The 18,818-nt window shown below is 62.0% G+C and carries 17 protein-coding genes and 1 tRNA gene; 8 read left to right on the top strand and 10 right to left on the bottom strand.

Annotated features, from left to right (window positions below; all coding sequences use genetic code 11):
• Positions 1-81: 81 nt before the first annotated feature.
• Together thrB and thrC are read right to left on the bottom strand one after the other, a co-directional pair.
• Complete coding sequence (gene thrB / locus OHL11_RS06155; protein WP_263370619.1) at positions 82-987, bottom strand: homoserine kinase; 906 nt, start codon at positions 985-987, stop codon at positions 82-84.
• A gap of 5 nt (positions 988-992) precedes the next feature.
• Positions 993-2,273: a threonine synthase gene (gene thrC, locus OHL11_RS06160; protein WP_317890628.1), complete on the bottom strand. Its 1,281-nt coding sequence runs from the start codon at positions 2,271-2,273 to the stop codon at positions 993-995.
• A 146-nt stretch (positions 2,274-2,419) separates the two neighbouring features.
• Between thrC and modA the strand changes: the two genes are divergently transcribed.
• Positions 2,420-3,163, top strand: a complete 744-nt coding sequence (modA, locus tag OHL11_RS06165; RefSeq protein ID WP_263370621.1) for a molybdate ABC transporter substrate-binding protein — start codon at positions 2,420-2,422, stop codon at positions 3,161-3,163.
• A gap of 319 nt (positions 3,164-3,482) precedes the next feature.
• Here modA and OHL11_RS06170 read toward each other — a convergent pair whose 3' ends face one another.
• The gene (locus OHL11_RS06170; protein WP_263370622.1) at positions 3,483-5,471 is read right to left on the bottom strand and encodes a M1 family metallopeptidase; all 1,989 of its coding nucleotides are present in this window, start codon (positions 5,469-5,471) and stop codon (positions 3,483-3,485) included.
• A gap of 44 nt (positions 5,472-5,515) precedes the next feature.
• Between OHL11_RS06170 and modB the strand changes: the two genes are divergently transcribed.
• Together modB and OHL11_RS06180 are read left to right on the top strand one after the other, a co-directional pair.
• Positions 5,516-6,181, top strand: a complete 666-nt coding sequence (modB, locus tag OHL11_RS06175; protein ID WP_263370623.1) for a molybdate ABC transporter permease subunit — start codon at positions 5,516-5,518, stop codon at positions 6,179-6,181.
• The gene (locus OHL11_RS06180; RefSeq protein ID WP_263370624.1) at positions 6,174-6,878 is read left to right on the top strand and encodes an ATP-binding cassette domain-containing protein; all 705 of its coding nucleotides are present in this window, start codon (positions 6,174-6,176) and stop codon (positions 6,876-6,878) included. Before modB ends, OHL11_RS06180 begins: the two co-directional genes overlap by 8 nt.
• A gap of 198 nt (positions 6,879-7,076) precedes the next feature.
• Here the strand turns inward: OHL11_RS06180 and OHL11_RS06185 are convergent, their stop codons facing one another.
• Positions 7,077-8,129, bottom strand: coding sequence for a UDP-N-acetylmuramate dehydrogenase (locus tag OHL11_RS06185; protein ID WP_263370625.1), 1,053 nt, complete (start codon positions 8,127-8,129; stop codon positions 7,077-7,079).
• A gap of 98 nt (positions 8,130-8,227) precedes the next feature.
• On the opposite strand from OHL11_RS06185, the gene OHL11_RS06190 reads away from it, so the two are divergent.
• The 4 genes from OHL11_RS06190 (at position 8,228) to OHL11_RS06205 (ending at position 11,660) form a co-directional block, all read left to right on the top strand.
• Positions 8,228-8,653 (top strand): BrxA/BrxB family bacilliredoxin, encoded by a 426-nt coding sequence (locus tag OHL11_RS06190; RefSeq protein ID WP_263370626.1) that lies wholly within the window; start codon positions 8,228-8,230, stop codon positions 8,651-8,653.
• Between the two features lie 93 nt (positions 8,654-8,746).
• Complete coding sequence (locus tag OHL11_RS06195; RefSeq protein ID WP_263370627.1) at positions 8,747-9,670, top strand: helix-turn-helix domain-containing protein; 924 nt, start codon at positions 8,747-8,749, stop codon at positions 9,668-9,670.
• Positions 9,671-9,707: 37 nt separating this feature from the next.
• Positions 9,708-10,526, top strand: a complete 819-nt coding sequence (gene proC, locus OHL11_RS06200) for a pyrroline-5-carboxylate reductase (protein WP_263370628.1) — start codon at positions 9,708-9,710, stop codon at positions 10,524-10,526.
• Positions 10,527-10,694: 168 nt separating this feature from the next.
• Entirely contained in the window at positions 10,695-11,660 is a 966-nt protein-coding gene (locus OHL11_RS06205) for a COX15/CtaA family protein (protein WP_263370629.1), read from the top strand.
• A 21-nt stretch (positions 11,661-11,681) separates the two neighbouring features.
• On the opposite strand, the gene OHL11_RS06210 is transcribed toward OHL11_RS06205, so the two are convergent.
• Positions 11,682-12,152, bottom strand: a complete 471-nt coding sequence (locus tag OHL11_RS06210) for a hypothetical protein (protein ID WP_263370630.1) — start codon at positions 12,150-12,152, stop codon at positions 11,682-11,684.
• Positions 12,153-12,275: 123 nt separating this feature from the next.
• Here OHL11_RS06210 and OHL11_RS06215 point away from each other — a divergent pair.
• Positions 12,276-12,352 (top strand) — tRNA-Val (locus OHL11_RS06215).
• Between the two features lie 27 nt (positions 12,353-12,379).
• Here the strand turns inward: OHL11_RS06215 and OHL11_RS06220 are convergent.
• From OHL11_RS06220 to OHL11_RS06240, 5 genes are all read right to left on the bottom strand, one after another.
• Positions 12,380-13,660 (bottom strand): glycoside hydrolase family 28 protein, encoded by a 1,281-nt coding sequence (locus OHL11_RS06220; protein WP_263370631.1) that lies wholly within the window; start codon positions 13,658-13,660, stop codon positions 12,380-12,382.
• A gap of 87 nt (positions 13,661-13,747) precedes the next feature.
• Positions 13,748-14,818 carry a LacI family DNA-binding transcriptional regulator gene (locus tag OHL11_RS06225; protein ID WP_263370632.1) on the bottom strand — a complete coding sequence of 357 codons (1,071 nt, stop codon included), beginning with the start codon at positions 14,816-14,818 and terminating at the stop codon, positions 13,748-13,750.
• Between the two features lie 52 nt (positions 14,819-14,870).
• Positions 14,871-15,926, bottom strand: coding sequence for a pectinesterase family protein (locus OHL11_RS06230; protein ID WP_263370633.1), 1,056 nt, complete (start codon positions 15,924-15,926; stop codon positions 14,871-14,873).
• Between the two features lie 9 nt (positions 15,927-15,935).
• Positions 15,936-17,423: a GDSL-type esterase/lipase family protein gene (locus OHL11_RS06235; RefSeq protein WP_263370634.1), complete on the bottom strand. Its 1,488-nt coding sequence runs from the start codon at positions 17,421-17,423 to the stop codon at positions 15,936-15,938.
• Between the two features lie 8 nt (positions 17,424-17,431).
• Entirely contained in the window at positions 17,432-18,817 is a 1,386-nt protein-coding gene (locus OHL11_RS06240; RefSeq protein WP_263370635.1) for a glycoside hydrolase family 28 protein, read from the bottom strand.
• Position 18,818: the final 1 nt, after the last annotated feature.

An 18,818-nucleotide genomic window follows, 5' to 3' on the forward strand; every position in this document is an offset into this window, starting at 1 on the left:
CAAAACCACATCAGGATAGATGCCGCTTCCGTGGAAAACGGTTCATCTCACCGTGCACGGAATCTTCGATCGCCGTCGAAGTTACGCCAGCTCTTGCACTTCCGCGCCACCAGCGATCGACACCGGAATTAGCTCGACATCGGCTCCGGCCAACGCCGTCACCACCGTCTGGGCTTCCAGCAAGGTCGTCTCCGGCTCCAGCACCATGAGCACCGAAGGCCCAGCGCCGCTCAGCGCCACCCCCGCAAACTTCTGGTCCTGCGCCAGCGGCAGCAACGCCTTCAGCAGCGGACACGCGTCCTGCCGGTACGGCTGGTGAATGCGGTCCTCCGTACCTGCGCGCAGCAGGTCGCGGCGTCCGCCAGCGAATGCCGCGGTCAGCAGAGCCATGCGCTGCACATTGAACACCGCATCGGCCTTGGAGTAAGTCTCGGGCAGCAGCGCGCGCGCTTTCTTCGTGGCAAGTGAAGTCGCCTGCACCGCCAGCAGCAACTGCCACGGCAGTTCTGTACCGAAGGTCGCCGTCTCCACGCCGCGCTCGGTGTCGGCCGACACCGTAAATCCACCGAGCCAGCAAGCGGCCACATTGTCGGGGTGGCCTTCGCGACGCGATGCCTCCGTCACGATGCCCGCATCGCCCATCTTCAGTTCACCGAAGAAGTCAGCGAGCGCCACCCCCGCGCAGAGCGCAGCCGCCGACGAGCCGCAACCCATACCCAGCGGAATCTCGTTGTGGATCGTCAACCGCAGCGGCGAAGCCTTCTTGCCCGCGTCCTGCAGCACGCTGGTGAAGGTGTCGATGATGAGATTCTTTTCGAGCGAGCCCACCAGTTCAGGATCGCGGCCCGTGGCGTGAATCTGCCATGTCGGTGCAGGCTCCGCTTCCACCGTCAGATGCATGGACATCGCCAGCGCAGCCGCGTCGAACCCCGGTCCGAGGTTCGCCGAGGTTGCAGGCAGCTTGATGCGAACGCGCTTCGTCTGCATCCGCCCTACGCTCCCCGTTGCAGCGCTTCGAGCGTCCGCAGCACTTCGTCGGTGTTGGCTTCAAGCACGACCGGCTTCTTCTCGAGCGACTTCATCGCTGCGCGCTCCTCTGCCGGAGCGGTCGCCAACTCGGATTCCGTCAGCAGCTCGCCGCGGTGATAGTTGATCGTGTACTCCGGGTCCTTCAACGTGTGGCCGGTGAGCAGCAGCACGACGCGCTCTTCCGGAGCTACGCGGCCATCGGCCACCAGCTTCTTCAGGCCCGCGTACGTTACCGCCGACGCCGGTTCACAACCGATACCCTCGGCACCGATCTCCGCCTTCGCCAGCGCGATCTCGGCCTCTGAAACCTCTTCCACCCAACCGCCGGTCTCGGCGAGGATGCGAACAGCCTTCCTCCAGCTAGCCGGATTGCCGATGCGAATCGCGCTCGCGCGCGTCTCCGCGACCACCGGCTCAAGCGTCGCGCCTGCATCCTTCTGCATCGCACGGAAGAGCGGGTTCGCGCCGTGCGCCTGAATCACGCTGATCTTCGGCACGCGGTGGATGAAGCCAAGGTGCTTCAACTCTGCAAAGCCCTTGCCCAGCGCCGAGCAATTGGCCAGGTTGCCACCCGGCACGATCAGGTGGTCCGGAATACGCCAATCGAGCTGCTCGAGGATCTCGAACGCCGGGGTCTTCTGGCCCTCCAGGCGATACGGGTTCACCGAGTTCAGCATGTACACCGGCGCGCGCTGTACGAGCTCGTTCAACACGCGCACGCAGCCGTCAAAGTCCGTCTTCAGCTGCACCGTCACCGAGCCGTAATCCATCGACTGCGACAGCTTGCCCCAGGCAATCTTGCCTTCGGGGATGAGCACCATCGACTTCAGCCCGGCGCGCGCGGCGTAGCCGGCCATCGCGGCGGAGGTGTTGCCCGTCGAAGCCACAGCCACCCACTCGAAGCCGCGCGAAGCCGCTACCGACAGCGCGGAGGTCATCCCCGTGTCCTTGAAGCTGCCCGTCGGATTCATGCCCTGGTGCTTGGCCAGCAGGAAGCTCAGTCCGAGCTTCGCGGCGCACTTCGGCAGCTCATAAAGCGGAGTGTTGCCTTCGCGCAGCGTCACAATCTGGTCGTCGGCTACGATCGGCAGCAGGTCGCGGAAACGCCACACGCCCGACTGGTCAATCGCCATCGTCGAGGTGCGACGCTCGGCCCAGAGGTGGCGCAGCGCCGAAGGGTTCGGGCCGAAGGCTTCATCCGCATTGGGCGCCGATGCGCTCCACGGATACTCGACCTCAAACAAATCACCGCACGACCGACAACGAAAATTGCTCGCGATTTCACTACCGGCGATTCTTTCGCCACAACCCGTGCATCGAAGACTATGTGTTGAAACATTCATGGGAATCTTTTCTAGGGTATCGCAGGATCGCGCGCATTTCCGCGTGTTTGGCCGTTCTTCTCACATTGTTATCAGCGCATAAGCTGATCGCACAGGCCAAGGAACTGCACGTGGCCGCCGCCGCCGACCTCGCGCCCGTGCTGCCCATCCTCGCCGCGCAGTACGAAAAACAGACCGGCGTGAAGGTCATCGCAAGCTTCGGCTCCTCCGCCGCACTCACCACGCAACTGCAGAACGGCGCGCCTTTCGACGTGTTTCTCTCGGCCGACACCGCGCATCCGCAGCAACTCGCCGACGCCCACCTCTCCGATGGCGCCCTCATGCCCTACGCGCACGGCACGCTGGTGCTCTGGGCGCGGAAGGACTCCGTCGCCCAGCCGCTTACGCTCGCCTCGCTGCAAAAGCCCGAGGTCACGCGGATCGCGATGGCGAACCCGACGCACGCGCCCTACGGCCTCGCGGCCAAGCAGTACCTCACGCACGAACATCTGATCGCCGCGCTCGCGACGAAGCTCGTCACCGCCGAGAACATCGCGCAGACCGCACAGTTCGCCGAGAGCGGCAACGCGCAAGCCGGGCTGATTTCGCTGACCACCGCGAACACGCCGCACTTCCGCGAGATCGGCAGCTACGTCCTCATCCCGCAGGCAGACTACGCGCCGCTCGTGCAGGCAGCGGTCGTAATGCACGACGCCAAAGACCGCACCGCCGCACATGCGTTTCTCAAGTGGCTCACCTGCACGAAGACGCAAGCGCAGCTCAAGCCACTCGGGCTGGAACCTGTTCGCTAGACACTCCTCACAACGGCCACGCGCGTCGGTTGCCCCACATCTGCGCTGTTGCAGATGTGGGAGAGCGAGAATCTAGAACCATCCAGAAACATCCTGCAAACCCACATCTCAAAATCGAGATGTGGGGCACCCGTTCGTGTAGTTACTTCACATCCGTTGCCGGGTGCCCTCCGTACGCGGCCTTATGCGGACGGGTGGGCGGCCACCACCCTCACTACAGCCACCATCCAGCAAACCCACATCTCAAAATCGAGATGTGGGCACCCGTTCGTGCGGGCGAGACGTCTTCATGCCTCACACGAACCACTAATGACTCGCCTCACTTCACATCCATCGCATCGTTCTCGCGATGGCTGTCCGGGACCTTGTGCTCGGGGTCCAACACCACCCGCACCGCTTTCGCAGGCGTCACTACCGTAAACGTGTGCGAAGCGTTCTGCATCCACGTCTCCGCAGGCACTTGCACATCGACGTGCGCGCCGCCCTCGAGTTCCACGCGCAGTATGCATGGCAACACCAGCTTGTCCCGGTTCTCCACCGTCACCTTCACGCCCTTAGCGGGGGCTGCCGGATCGACATACGCGACCGCCGTCACCGCCACATCCCGCTGCCAGTTTTCGAAGTACCATCCACGCCAGAAGTAGCTGAGGTCTTCTCCGCCCTCGCTCTCCATCGTGCGGAAGAAGTCCGACGGCGACGGGTGCTTGTACGCCCAGTCCGCGATGTACTTGCGGAACGCACGATCGAAGCGCTCGGGGCCAAGAATCTGCTCGCGCAGCAACACCAGGCCGAACGCTCCCTTGAAGTACGTCACCGGATGGCGATACTCGTTGCGCACGACGTCCGAACGCATCATCAATGCCGGAGCGTTCGGGTCAGCAAGCACCTTCTGAATCTGGTCGGCAGGCGTCTGGTCCTTCAACGGAGCGTACTCGCCGTCACGCTTCGGGCCGTACTCGCCATGATTGAAGTCGTCGCTCTCGAAGATGTCGATGAAGGTGTTGAAGCCCTCGTCCATCCACGCATGTGTGCGCTCGTTCGAGCCGACGATCATCGGGAACCACGTATGCCCGATCTCATGCGCGGCGATGAAGAAGGTCACATCTTTGCGCTCCTGCGGCCCGTCGAAGACGATGCCCGGATACTCCATGCCCTCCGTTGGCCCGGCTACGTTGATCGCGTTCGGATACGGATACGGGAACCAGCGCGCCGAGAAGCGCTCCACCGAATCCTTCATGTACTCGGTCGAGCGCGACCACGCGTCCTGTCCGACGGCTTCGACCGGATACACGCTTTGCGCCAGCGCCGTTTTGCCCGCCGGCAAGTTGATCCGCGCCGCGTCCCACACAAACACTGGCGACGCCGAGAACGCCACATCGCGCGTGTTGTGCATCACGAAGCGCCAGGTCTTCGTGGATGTCGTCGGCTGCGCAGAAGCCGCTGCAGCCTCCTCCGCCGTGCGAATCATCACGGTCTTGTCGCTCTTGCGAGCTTCTGCCAACCGAGCGAGCTCCCCCTTCGTCAACACCTCGGCGGAGTTCACCAACTCACCCGAGCCGGCCACGATGAAGTTCGCCGGAACCGTCACCGAGTAGGTGAAATCGCCGTACTCCAAGAAGAACTCATTCGCGAGATACGGCTCGGTGTTCCAGCCTTTCAGGTCGTCGTACACACAGAGCCGCGGGTACCACTGCGCGATGTCATAGACCTCGCCGTCTTTGTATTTCCCCCAGGACGTACGTCCGCCCCACTCGCCGGGAACCGTGTAGTGGTAGGTCACTCGCAGACGAATCTTCCCGCCCGTCTTCAAGGGCGTCGGCAGCTCCACACGCATGCGCGTGTCGCTCACTACAAACTTCGCCGCAGCAGGCTTCGCGCCCTTGCCTTCACCCAGCAGCTCAACCACATCGAGCAAGTCGCCGTCCGTGGAACGGCCTTCCGAGCGCGCACGCTTGCCGCCCGCAAACGCCAACGAACGCGAGTCTGCGCGATAGGTGTTCTGCTCCATGTTCAGCCACAACACATCAAGCGCATCGGGCGAGTGGTTTGTATAGGTGATGACCTCGCTCGCGCTCAGCGTCTTCGTCGCCGTGTCGATCTTCGCGTCAATCGCATAGTCCGCGCGGTTCTGCCAATGCTGTGGCCCGGGCGCGCCCGATGCCGAACGATACGCGTTCACCGACTCCGGCAACGTCAACGGAGCAAACGTCTCCAGCGGCTTGTAGTTGCTCACTGCAGGCGCCTGCGACCACACCGGCAGGCACACGACGGCCACAGCCGCCAACGACGCACGCAAAAACAGGTTCATGCAGATGATGTTAGCCCACGCGACCCACTACACTAGCCGCACGCATGGACTTCGCCGCGCTTCGCCTCACGCTCGAGCTTGCCGCCCTCACGACGGCGCTGCTTCTCTGCGTCAGCGTGCCTCTCGCCGCCTGGGTCGCAGGCTCCACGCGCTGGTACGCACGCGCGGTCGAAGCCGCTATCGCCTTGCCGCTGGTGCTACCACCTACCGTCCTCGGCTTCTACCTGCTCGTCGGCCTTGGCCCACGCACCGCCGCCGGCCGCGCGATTGCCACGCTACTCGGGCATTCGCTCGCATTCTCGTTCGCCGGGCTCGTCGTCGGGTCGATGCTCTATTCGCTTCCCTTTGCGATGCAGCCGCTGATCGTAGCCTTCCGCGCGGTGCCTGCATTGCAGCGAGAAGCTGCAAGCATCCTCGGCGCGTCGCCGCTGCAAGTCTTCCGTCGCATTACGCTGCCACTCGCCAAGCAAGGTTTCCTCGCGGCCGCGGTGCTTGCGTTCGCCCACACCGTCGGCGAGTTCGGCGTCGTGCTGATGCTCGGCGGCGACATCCCCGGCTCCACGCGCACGCTCTCCATCGCCATCTTCGATCAGGTGCAGGAAGGCAATTACGCTGCGGCAAATACGATGTCGCTCGCTTTGCTGGTGCTGTCGTTCGTGGCGCTGCTTGCTGTCTACGCACGCCGCTCGCGGAGATCCGCACATGCCTGATCGCGTCCATCATCAACTCACGGTGAAAGGCCGAGCAGGCAGCGTTGACCTCGACGTGTCGCTCGCGCTTACGGCGCCATGGACCATCCTCTTCGGCCCCTCAGGCAGCGGTAAGAGCTCGCTCCTGCGCGCCGCGGCAGGCGTTTTACCTGCGCTGGATGTCACGTTCACGCGCAGCAACGAAGCCTTGCACGCACGGCCCACTCATCTACGCCAACTTGCTTACGCGCCGCAGCAGGCAGCGCTCTTCCCGCACCTCAGTGTGCGCGACAACATTACCTTCCCGCTCACGATCCGCGACGATCGTAAACAGCACGAGACACTCGCCGCACAAGCGATCGACCTCTTCCGCCTGCGGTCACTGCTCGACGCAAGGCCGCAGGAACTCTCCGGCGGAGAACAGCGTCGCGTAGCTCTCGCCCGCGCACTTACCGTTCCTCACGCGAAGCTGTTGATGCTCGACGAACCCTTCACGGGCTTCGACCGCAAGCTACGTGATGATCTGATTCCTGCCCTGCAGCAGTGGACGCGCGAGCGCAATCTGCCCGTGCTTTCCGTAACGCACGATGTGGATGAAGCGTTGCTGCTCAACGCCGAGGTGATCCGTCTTCACGGAGGCTGCGTCACGGCACACGGCCCAGCTCTCGAAGTCCTCGCCGACGAACGCGAACGCCTGCTCGCCAATCTCCAAAAGTGAGCAACGCCAGAATCCTGCAAACCCATGTCTCGGTGCTGAGACATGGGTTTGCAGGATGCACGAGGAAACCCGAACCCATCTTTTTGGGGGGCTGACTTCGAGGGTCACGAAAACCGCGCGAACCAAAATCTCAAACTCGAGATGTGGGGCACCCGTTCGTTGAGCGTTCGATCGCTCGTCTTTCTACTTGCGCTTGAATCAGCCGAGCTTCACAGGCTCACGCACAAGCCGCACGCCGAAGAGCGCCTCCACCTTCGCGACGATCTCTGCCTGCATCTGCTCCACATCCGCAAAACTCGCCTCGCCGCGATTCACCAGCGCCAGCGTGTGTTTCGTCGACACCCCAACCCGCCCGCTGCCGAAGCCCTTCACAAACCCCGCGCGCTCCAGCAGCCACGCAGCTGGCAGCTTCACCAGCCCGGCACCCGCAGGCCAGCGCGGCACATTCTCTGTCGCCACACTCGCTGCCTGAGCGATAGAACCTACGAGCGAATCGCTCACAATCGGGTTCTTGAAGAAGGATCCCGCCGAGCGCGAATCCGCGTCATTCGGCGAATGCAACATGCCCTTGCTCGCGCGAATCTCTCGCACTGCCACGGCGACTTCCTGCAGCGAAGGCTTCGCGGCCTCAGGATTCACATCCAACCCGAAGCGTTTGCGCAGGTCGGCGTACTTCAGGTTCGGCGCGCCACCTTGCTTGAGCTGAAACCGCACGGAGGTCACCACGAACCGCCCCGGCTCGTCGATATTGAAGCGGCTCTCGCGATAGCGGAACCCACAATCCTTGTTGTCGAGCCACACGAAGATCAGCTTCTCGCGGTCGAAGACGCGCACCGCGTCGATCACCTCGGCGACCTCCTGCCCGTATGCCCCGACGTTCTGCACCGGCGTGCCCCCGACGCTGCCGGGGATTCCCGCCATGCATTCGACGCCCGCGAACCCTGCGCTAACGACACGCGTCACGAACTCGTCCCACTCGACGCCCGCGCCGACGACGAAACGACCTCCGCCCACGGCCTCGATACCGCCGATCTCCATCCGCAGCACCAACCCCTTGAAGCCCTCGTCGGCCACCAGCAGGTTGCTGCCGCCGCCGAGCACAAAGAGCGGCACCCCACGCGCGGCCGCCCAGTTCACAGCCTCGGCGACATCGGCTTCGCTCGTCGCGCGAGCAAACCAGCGCGCACGACCGCCCACGCCGAACGTCGTCAACGGGGCCAGCGGAACGTTTTCTTCTACCTGAAAAGTCATCTCCCTGAGCCTACCGCGCCCGGGCGCGAATTTCCTGCAACTTCCGCAAAGCCGTACAATCTTATGCAGGTGTAGTACCCCCGAGGAGAACCCGAATTATGTACCCAGAGCTGATGATCATCCCCATGCGCGAAGAGCTCACCCGCGCAGGCATCACGGAAGCCCGCACGGCGGAAGACGTAGATAGCGCACTCGCCAAGTCCGGCACGACCATGGTGGTCGTCAACTCCATCTGCGGTTGCGCAGCTGGCAAGATGCGTCCTGGCGTCCGTCTCGCCTTGCAGCACACCACCAAGCCCGACCAGTCGGTCACCGTATTCGCTGGCCAGGACCGCGAAGCCACTGAGCGCGCTCGCTCGAACTTTGGCGGCCACCCGCCCACCTCGCCCTCTATCGCGATCTTCCGCGACGGCCAGCTCGTGTACCTCATGCAGCGCTCGGCCATCGAGAGCTCGACCGCACCGGCGATCGCGCAGGAACTCACTCGCGCGTTTGAGGCCTACTGCGCAACCCCGGCAGCGTAAGCTCTACGCACCCGCAAACCGCGAGCAGCCTCTGCGCTGCTCGCGGTTTCTTTTGCACATCAAGTCTTCGCCCCGTCCGCCGATATGAGCTTCATGCTCAGGAACGCCAACGTTCTCACCTTCCGTCCCTCGGCGCCGCAGCCGCCGGCCACGCCCGACCTCCTCATCGGCCCCAGCGAAGCCATCGCGCGCCTCTGGACACAGATTCGCCACGTTGCGCCGTACTTTCGCACCGCCCTGTTGCGGGGCGAGCCCGGCAGCGGCGCCGAAGCCGTGGCGCACGCTCTGCACTCGCTCTCGCCCTTTCGCGATCTGCCCTTTCAGGTGCTCGACGCGACGGCTGCAGCCGCACAACTCGCCACCACCAGCCCGTCACGCACGCTACAGGGCACAGTCTTCTTTCCGCACCTGGAAACCTTCGCCCCCGGGGTGCAGTCCGCCGTAACGCGCCTCCAACGCACACGCCGTCCGCAACAACTCGCCATCATTGCTTCTGTCTCGCGCGACTTACGTCCCCTCGTCTCTACCGGAGCGCTGCAGGCCGGGCTCGCGCAGGCATTCTCTGCGCTGCAGTTGAACGTTCCGTCGCTCGCTGAGCGCAAGGACGACATTCCCTCCCTGGCGGCGCATTTGCTGGAGTTCGAAACTCGCGGCGCGCCACGCCCGGCGATCACGTTCTCCGCCGAGTTCTACGACGCGCTCACCGCCGCTGCGTGGCCCGGCAACCTCGATCAACTCCGCAGCACGCTGCGCATCATCCTGGAGCATTTTCCAGACGGCGATCCGCCCGTGACTGCGCTCGAAACGCTGCGACAAGCCAACGCTTCCGAAGCGCCGCACCATGCGACGGGTCCACGTGTGCTGAAGCTCGACGATGTTGTCCGTGAGCATATTCGCACCGTGCTGCTGGTCTGCAACGGCAACAAGCTCCGCGCCGCGGAGACGCTCGGCATCAGCCGCTCAACGCTTTACCGCATGTTGGACAGCTACACCACATCGCTTCCGCTTGCCGGATAAGCCGCACAACCGCACGGCGGTTCGCTACACTCGATGCATGTCATCGAACCAGCGCATCGCCGTGCTCGGCTTGGGAAAAATGAGCGGCATCCTGCTGCAGGCGTTCCTCAAGCAAGGCCTCTTCCAGCCCGCACAAATCGCCGCCACCGTCGCGCATGAAGAGCGCGCCACCACGCTTGCGGCGCAGCTCGGCATCAATGTCAGCACGAACAACGTCGAGGCCGCTCGCGGCGCGGATGTCGTGCTGCTCGGCGTAAAGCCGACACAGATCGAAGATCTCGCGCGCGAGATCGCACCGGTGCTTCCGCCGCACGCGCTCGTGCTCTCCATCGCCGCGTCCACCAAGCTCGCGCCTATCGAGAAGGCGCTCGGCACGGAGAAGCCCGCCGTCGTGCGCGCGATGCCAAACACTCCCGCGAAGGTCGGCGCAGGCATCACCGCGCTTTGCCGCGGACACTGGATCTCCGACGAGCAACTCGCGCTCGCCGAGAAGATCTTCCAGACCGTCGGCCGTACCGTCGTCGTCGATGAGAAGCACATGGACGCCGTCACCGGCCTTTCAGGCTCCGGCCCTGCGTTTATCTACATCATCCTGGAGGCGCTCGCCGAAGCCGGCGTGAATGTTGGCCTGCCGCGCGACATCGCCACGATGCTCGCTGCGCAGACGACCTTCGGCGCCGCCAAGATGGTCCTTGAAACGGGCGCGCACCCCGCAGTGCTGAAGGACGAAGTGACCACTCCCGCAGGCTGCACCGTCGACGGCATCATGGAGCTCGAAGCCGGAGGCGTTCGCCACACGCTCATCAAGACCGTGAAGCGCGCCGCCGAGCGCGCCAAGGAACTCGCCGGCAACTAACTGGCACTCTGGACTCTCAACGCTGGACTGTGTTGTCGTCCTCACATGCTGACAATCGGAAACGCAGACACACTGGAAGAACCATACGCACTCCGGCGTGTCCGCTTTTCGCCCGCAGCGTGACGCACATCACACCACCACCCACGCCGCCCCACTAGAATCAACTCCATGAGCACAAACGCCCCACGCACCGGCCGAGCCCTCTCCTTCTTCTCCGCCGCAACGCTTGCGTGGATGGTGCTCGTCATCCTCGAAGGCGCGGTCGTGCGCGCGACCAGCTCTGGCGCTGGCTGCGGTAACCACTGGCCGCTTTGCAACGGCGACTTCGTGCCGCATCATCCGCGTCTCGCCACCATTATCGAGTACACGCACCGCTCCATGACCGGCATCTGCACCATGCTCACCTTCGGCATGATCGCCTGGGTCTACCGAGTCTTCGCCAGCGGTAGCGAACAGCGCCGCGCAGCCGCATGGTCCGGCATTCTGCTCATCACGGAAGGCGCTCTTGGCGCGGTCCTCGTGAAGGGCGGCTATGTCGAGAGCAACGCCTCCAACATGCGTGTGTTCGTGCAGTGCATCCACTTTACGAACACGATGCTTCTGGTCGCTGCGCTGACACTCACCTGGTGGCGCGTGCATAAAGCGGCCTACGGAGACGTGAACACCTCGCTCGAGGCTCCAGCATCAGCTCGCCCTATCGCATGGCTTGCACTGATCGCCACGATGGCTACTGGCGCAACGGGTTCCGTCGCCGCGCTCGCGGATACGCTCTTCCCCGCACCCAGCCTGCGTGCCGGGTTTGCCGCAGACTTCGATCCGAACTCGCCGCTGCTCATCCACATGCGCTGGATGCATCCGGTGGCCGCGATCCTCAGCGTCGCCTGCGTTGCGTTCTTTGCCGCACGCTTTCGCCACACCGCCAGCCGTTGGCTCATGGCACTTGCGGCGCTGCAGATCGCTTTCGGCGTCGTCGACATCCTGCTGCTCGCGCCCATCACCATGCAGGTGCTGCATTTGCTCGGTGCCGATCTCTACTGGATCGCCATGGTCATCGCATGCAGTGAGGCCCTGCGATCGACCTCCAGCGCATCACGCGCTCAGGTCGTTTCCACAGGGCCTCTCACCGCTTCTTAGCTGAGAGCTCTCAGCCGGAGACTAGTTGTTGGGAACGGTCGGCTTGCCTTCCACGCGACGCCCCACGTTGCGCGTCCCGGTTGCCGTCTTCTTCGCGGCTTCCTTGGTCACGTCAGCGGTCTTGTCGGCGGCCTTCACCGTGCCGGTCTTGGTCTTATCCCAAGCCTTTTCGGTGCCTTCCTTCGTCTTGTCGGCGGCGGTCTTCGTGCCGTCCTTCGTCTTGTCCCAGGTCTTCTCGGTGCCGGACTTCGTCTTGTCGGCAGCCTTCTCCGTACCAGCCTTGGTCTTGTCCGCGCCTTCCTCGGTCTTGGCCTTGGTCGTGTGGTAAGCCTTCTTCGTTCCGGTCTTGGTCTTGTGGGCCGCGGTCTTGGTTGCATCGGCGGTCTTGTCGCCGGCTTCCTTCGCGTCCTGCTTTACCTGCGCGGTCACAGCCATCGAACCCATCGCCAGCACCGCAGCCAGAGCCACGCCAGTCATCTTCAAGTGCTTCATCGTTCTTCCCTCCAATAGAAACTCTTTGAGCCTGCGAACATAAGATGCAACCGGCTGCGGAAAAGTCACCTGCCCCATGCAACGTTCTCATGACGTATACTAAGCAAGTTCCAACTCACGTTGGGGCGGATAGCTCAGTTGGTTAGAGCGCCTGCCTTACAAGCAGGATGTCGGGGGTTCGAGTCCCTCTCTGCCCACCATTCCCCACACCCTTATCGCGACACAGACTACTTCGTCTGCTGAATCTTCGCGCCTGTCGCTTCGACGATGGCTGGCCCCTTCTGCGCCGTGATGTGAACGCCTTCCATCTTCACCTCGGCATTGCCAACGGTCATGCCCACCTCGGCATCAATGCTCACATCCTTCAGCAGCACGTCCTTTACCGGCGACTCAGGCAAGCCGAGGATCACACCAGCAGCCTTGCTGTTCGTCACCTTCACATGCTCAATCTGGATGTCGTGGAAGAACGGAGTGAGCCGCGTGATCGGCGCCGGGCCGTCCCCCGCCGGCGGGAAAACCTTCGGGTAGTACTCGCTGATGAGGATCGCGTTCTTCACGTTCTTCATCTCGATGTTCTTCACGCGGATACCCGAGACGTCGTGACCGCGATCACGATTGGCCTTGATACGAATCCCCTGGTCGGTTCCATCGAATTTCACATTCTCAATCGAAACGTTTTGAGCGCCACCGGCGATCTCGCTTCCGATCGACAGCCCGTGCCCGTGCAGAAACGTGCAGTCGCGAATCACGATGTTCTTCGACGGCGCGTCAGGCCCGGGCGAGTTGATGTTGCCCGACTTTATCGCGATGTTATCGTCCCCGACATCAGCCGTCACGCGCTCGATCAAAATGTTCGATGACGAGAAGGGATCGATGCCATCAGTGTTCGGCGAATGAGGGTCGGCCAGCACCTTCACGTCCTGAATCTTGATGCCGTCCGTGTAGTACGGCACGATCTGCCACATCGGTGAGTCCTTCACCGTGACGTGGTCCATGCGGAAGTCTTTGCTGTAACTGATCACAATCAATCGCGGTCGCAAAAACCCCTGTCCCACGATGCCGCTGTTCTTCACCTTGCGGGCTTCAACCCACCACTTTTCGCCGCGACCGTCCACCGTGCCGCCGCCAGTAATGGCGATATCTTCAGCATGGTTCGCGCCGATCAGCGGCTTGCGACCAGGCTCGCCCAACTCCGTAATGTTTGGGTAGTCGTCGAAGTCCTCAGACCCCAGGATCGCAGAGTCCTTCGCGATGTTCAGCGTCACATGGCTGCGAAGATCGATCGGACCGCTGACGTAGTTGCCGCCAGCCAGCAGCACGGTTCCACCGCCCGCTTTCGCGCACTCGTCGATCGCCTTCTGAATCGCCAAGGTGTTCTTCGTCGTGCCATCCGGCTTCGCACCGTACGTGCGTACATCGCAGCTCTTCTGGGCGATCGCCACAGGAGCTGCAAGTCCCGCCAGCATTACAGCGACAGCGATGAAACGACCACGCTTCACATCATTCATGACTACACCTCGTTCGGGTATCAAAGCTTCGCCAATATACGGAGCCCGTCCGAAGATCGTCAATGGAAATCGAAACGTTTTACTAACCTATTTCGTTCGGGGTTTTGCGGTGGATTCACGGATCACGATATCGGCAGGAAGTGCCTGCTCTTCGACGACGTTGTCGCCATCGATGTAGCCGAACAACATCCGCAAAACCTGCCTGGCGAGGTCTTCGCGAGGGGTCGCCACCGTCGTCAGCGGCGGATGCAAAAACTGACAGAGATAGGTGTTGTCAAACCCTACGACAGAAACGTCCTGTGGAATCGAGAGCCCTGCGGCCTGCAACCCGCGAAAAACGCCCAGCGCCACAAGATCGTTGATTGCAACGACCGCTGTGAACTTGTACTGCTGCAGTGCTTTCTCGATCGCCGTACACCCGGCCGATGCAGGCTCCCCTGGCTCGTCGATGATGTGAACGTCGATCTGCTTCGCGCTGTAGCCGTGCAGAGCCTCCTCAAAGCCGAGCTGGCGCTCCATGTGCGAAAGCATCGGCGGAGCCATCACGTCCGGCAGCGAATTCTTGATGAGCAGGATGCGTCGATGCCCCAGCTTCAACAGATGCTGCACGGCGACAAACATGCCGTGGCGCTTGTCCACATGCACCGTGCCGATGTTGTCCGAGGCGTGGTTGTTATCGAGGTAGACCGCAGGCGTTCCGCTCGATTTCAGCAGAAAAAACGCCTCAGGATCGTTCTCGGAGGTCATCATCGCGATGCCCGCGACGCGCAGTGAAAGCATCTGTCGCACCGCAGCCGTCTGCTTCTCCGGGATGAAGTCCGTCGAGGTCAAAAACGTTTCGTAACCGTGCTCGCGGGCCTGCGCATCGAGCGCCTTCGCAGCTTCTGCAAAGAACGGATTCAGCAAGTCGGAAACGATGATGCCGATGAGCTTCGTGCGGCGTCGGGCAAGGTTGCTGGCGAAGAGATTCGGCGTGTACCCAAGCTGCGCAATCACGTCCAGCACGCGCAGGCGTGTCTCCGGGCTCACATTGCTCTTCTCGTTCAGGACGCCGGAAACCGTACTCAGCGAAACCTGAGCCACGCGCGCTACATCCTGAATCTTGATGCGCCCACCGCGTCTCGTGCTCGCCGATTTCGCCTCGCGCTTGCTCGCCACCCGTTCTCTCCTGAAGGAACACCTTCACTGTAAACGATTCAGCGCAAACGCTTCAGCGACTCCGCAGCGAAGGAACAAGCGAGCGTAAAGCCGCAGCCTCAGCTTCAGGATCCCAGCGGTCTGTACCTGCCAATAGTCCACGAGGGGTCAACCGTGCCTTTTCACTCGGAGTCAGCTCGGGCGATGAAACGATTCGATGCCCCGCATTTGCTCCCGGCCCTGTCGATCCATACTCACGATAGGTGCTCATCTTCAGCCGTCCGCTCCACTCTGACCATCCATCTGCGGTGATCGTCGGCTCGAAGTATGTATCCACAAATAAAACCGTGGAATAGTCACGCCACGGTCGTCCCAAGGCAATCTTGCGGCCATGAGTGGCACCTGTCACACGGCAACCGAGGAAGTAGTAGCCAGAGTCTTCCTCGGGGTACCACTTGCTCTGCGCGGTCAACATCACCTGCGCGTGTTCGCGAGGATGCAGCTCGCAATGATCGAACACGGCCTTCGCGTCGCCAAAGATGAAGTCCACATGGCCTTCGATATAGCAGTCGCGAAAGTACTGTCGTGAAGCTTCGCAGGCGCGATGTCCATCAGCGTCTGCGTGATCACGACAGCGTGCACTGTTGGCATAAAGCGTGTCCTGCGCACCAAGCAGTCGCACACGGTCGAGCACATCGCGATCGCCCGTCACCAGCAAAGCCACCGCCTGCGCGCCCTGCTCCGCACGCTCATGTGTAAGCTCCCATGAGTTTTCAATGGTGAGATTCTCGGCGGCAAATCCGTCGCCGGTCGCGGTAAGTGTGGCGCTCTTACTCGTTCCCCCAGCGGTTCCGGCAGAGTCATCCCAGGTCAGCAGCACATCCTGCGCGCGAACCCCTGTACCCACCAGGCGCAGATTCGCCACAGCGGCGTGCAGTTTCTCGCGATAGATGCCCGGAGCGATCAACACGACCGCTCCCTCCGCAGGAGAGTGGTCGATCGCAGCCTGCACGGACGAGTACGCAGCCTTGTCATTCGCGTCCACGCGCAACACCGCGGGCTTTTGCGCGTCCATACAGCCTGCGAACGCTACCGCCGCAAGCCATCCCTTCCACTGCATCCAGCGCATCAGCATTCCTTAGTGACCATCGGTCGGTGCGGCCTGCGTCGTTGTGGCCTCGGGAACGCCCACGACGTTCGGCCCCAACTCCACTTGTACTCGAATCACGTTGTCGGCCACCATGCGACCGAAGATGGATTTGCCCTTATCGTTCAGATGCGTGCGATCCGGCTTCCCTGCGGTCGCGTTCTCTGCCTTCGCATCCGGATGCGTCGTTGCATCGAGTTCGTCGGCCTGCTCTTGTGTCAGTCCACTCAGATACTTTCGCGATAGAGCAAAGAGGTCCACAAACGTCACGCGTTCTTGCGCTGCAACATCTCGCGCCGCGTCCGCATAGGCTGCAAGACCATCCTCCACAAGCTTGCCGTCGGTATAGTTCCGCCGCGACAGCGGACTCAACACCACAGGAATCGCACCCGCTGCGCGAACTTCACGAATGATGCGCTGCAAGTTCTCGGCGTACCCGGTTTGCGGGTCAGTGTGTCGCGATGCATCGGTCTTCTGATCGTTATGTCCGAACTGGATGAAGTAATACTGACCATGTAGCGCCAGCGCCTTTGCCCACAGGCCCTCGTCCATGTAGCTCTTCGAGCTGCGACCATTTGCGGCAACGTCTACGCATGTCACATTCGGAGTAAGCGCGGCACAGAACGCTGGCCCCCATCCACCTGCAGTTGCAACGGTCGAATCACCCACCAGCACAATCTTGAACGGCTCTCCGCGCAAAACACGCATCGCCAACAGACCCTCCGGTGGCAACGTCGCCGGCTTCGGCAGCACATACGTCGCCAGCGGCGGAACGGCCTTTGCCAAGTCGACAGCTACGATGCGCCCGAAGACGTAACTGCCCTCCCAGTTAAGGTGCGTCTTGTCAGGCGCGACCTTTCCATCGCGATCTTTCTTCGTGATGCCGAGCGCGCTCCCGCTTGCTTCTCCAAGGCCATTGAGATAAGCGATGCTGTCGGTCTGAAGATCGATCAAAGGCACATGCATCGACTCCGCAACGCGCTTCGTAATGGCACTATGCGTGCCGAGATCGCTGCGGACCTTGCCGTCTTTATCGAAGTACCGACGCGTGAGCGGAGTCACCAACACCGGCTGAATATGACGTGCACGCGCCTCGTCCACGAAACGCCGGAGGTTCGCCTCGAACTCTTCAAGAGTCGTCTGCCGTGGAAGCTTCTCCGCAGATGGCTCGTCATTGTGCCCGAACTGAATCAGCATGTAGTCCGGCTGCGTCGCCAGACTTTTCTCCCACAACCCCATCTCGCGAAAGGTCTTCGTGCTGGCACCGCCGCGCGCCATGTTCACGCAGTCGACTTGCTGCGTGAGGTTCGCACAAAAGCCGCGGCCATACCCGGCCTGATCGGTCTGCGTGGAGTCACCGATGAGTTCAACTCTCACTGTCGTGCCAGGCTTGCGATGTGCGTCGACGCTCTGCGCCCTTACGCCGAGAACGGCGAACGCGAGACACACCCCAATGCTCCATCTGTTCATCAGACGCATGTAAGCTCCTATTCGCGATACGGCAGAAACACGTTCTCGCATGATGCCGTCGACTTATACGCAACGGGCTTGCCAAGCATCTCCACACCTTCGCCGCTGAACGAAAGATTCGTTCCCATCGGCCCAACGCTCACCTTCGTGTAGCGCGCTTTGATCTGCTCAGGCTTCACACCGCGCACCACCACACCATCCAAGGTCAACTCTGTCACATGATCGGCATTGATGCCTGCGATCTGCACGTCGCCGGGAGTTGTGCTCACGACATTCTGCAAGAGGATGCCCTTGTAATCCGGATACATTGTGCCCTTCATACCATTACCGTTGAGGTCATCGCGGCTCTTGCCCGTGTAAAACGGCGAGATCGATATGGGTGCAGGAACGTCGCGCATACAGATGTTGCGATACGTCACGCCGCGCACATCACCGCCCTTCTGCACGTTGCTCTTGATGCGAATGCCAGTGGTCGTGTGGTCCATCGTCAGCGTGTCCACGAGGATGTCCGCCTCGTCACGTGCCTCCGAGCCGATCGACATTCCGTGGCCGCTGTAGAAGTGATTGTCGATCACGCTCATGCGGTGAACACTTGCCTTGATCGCGATGTTGTCATCGCCATCGTTGATCCAGCTCTTCGTCACCAGGATGTTCTGCGACGTGCTCGGATCGATGCCATCCGTATTGCGCGCGTCGGTGCCACGCACCGTAGGCGTCAGAATATGCACGCCCCACGCGGTGAATCCGTCTGTCTGCGCCACCGTTACATGGAAGTTCGGGGAGTTGTGAAGATGAATGCGATACAACACGAGCCCATCCGCATGGCTTGCCACGATCAGACGCGGCGCGGAGTACCGGAGGTCCTTCGGCTGTGCCGCACGCGACTGCTGCCACCACGTGTAGGGCTTGCCCATCACCTGCGATCCGCCGCGACCGTCGATCGCACCATCGCCCATCACCGCAACATTCTTCGCATTCTTCACGCTCAGCAGCGGCTTGCATCCACGCACTTCCGGCCCCGACACACCGCAGCCTCCTGGCTCAATGTCATAGAGCTTCGGGTCGCGCGAGGCGTAGAGCGTTACCCCTCGCTCGACCACCAACGCGACGTTCTCGCGCAGTTCCAATGGTCCACTCAGAAACGCTTCGTGGCTCGCATCACCGCGCAGCACGACACTCTTGCCCGCCTCGCAGTGATCCAGCGCCTGCTGAATGCGTTGAGTGTCCAGCTTCGACTCATCTTCCTCGCGGAGTTCACCGTTCATCGCGTGGAGCGTGGCGTTCAGCACAACACATGCTGGCGGAATTACAGGTTCGCTAACTTTGCGCGTGTCTTGCGCGTGCGATGCCATGCACATCAGTGCGATGCAGAGCGGCAAACTCGCGATGGTTGCAGTCTTCATA

Origin of the sequence: Granulicella cerasi, assembly GCF_025685575.1 — a bacterium.
Taxonomy (GTDB): domain Bacteria; phylum Acidobacteriota; class Terriglobia; order Terriglobales; family Acidobacteriaceae; genus Granulicella; species Granulicella cerasi.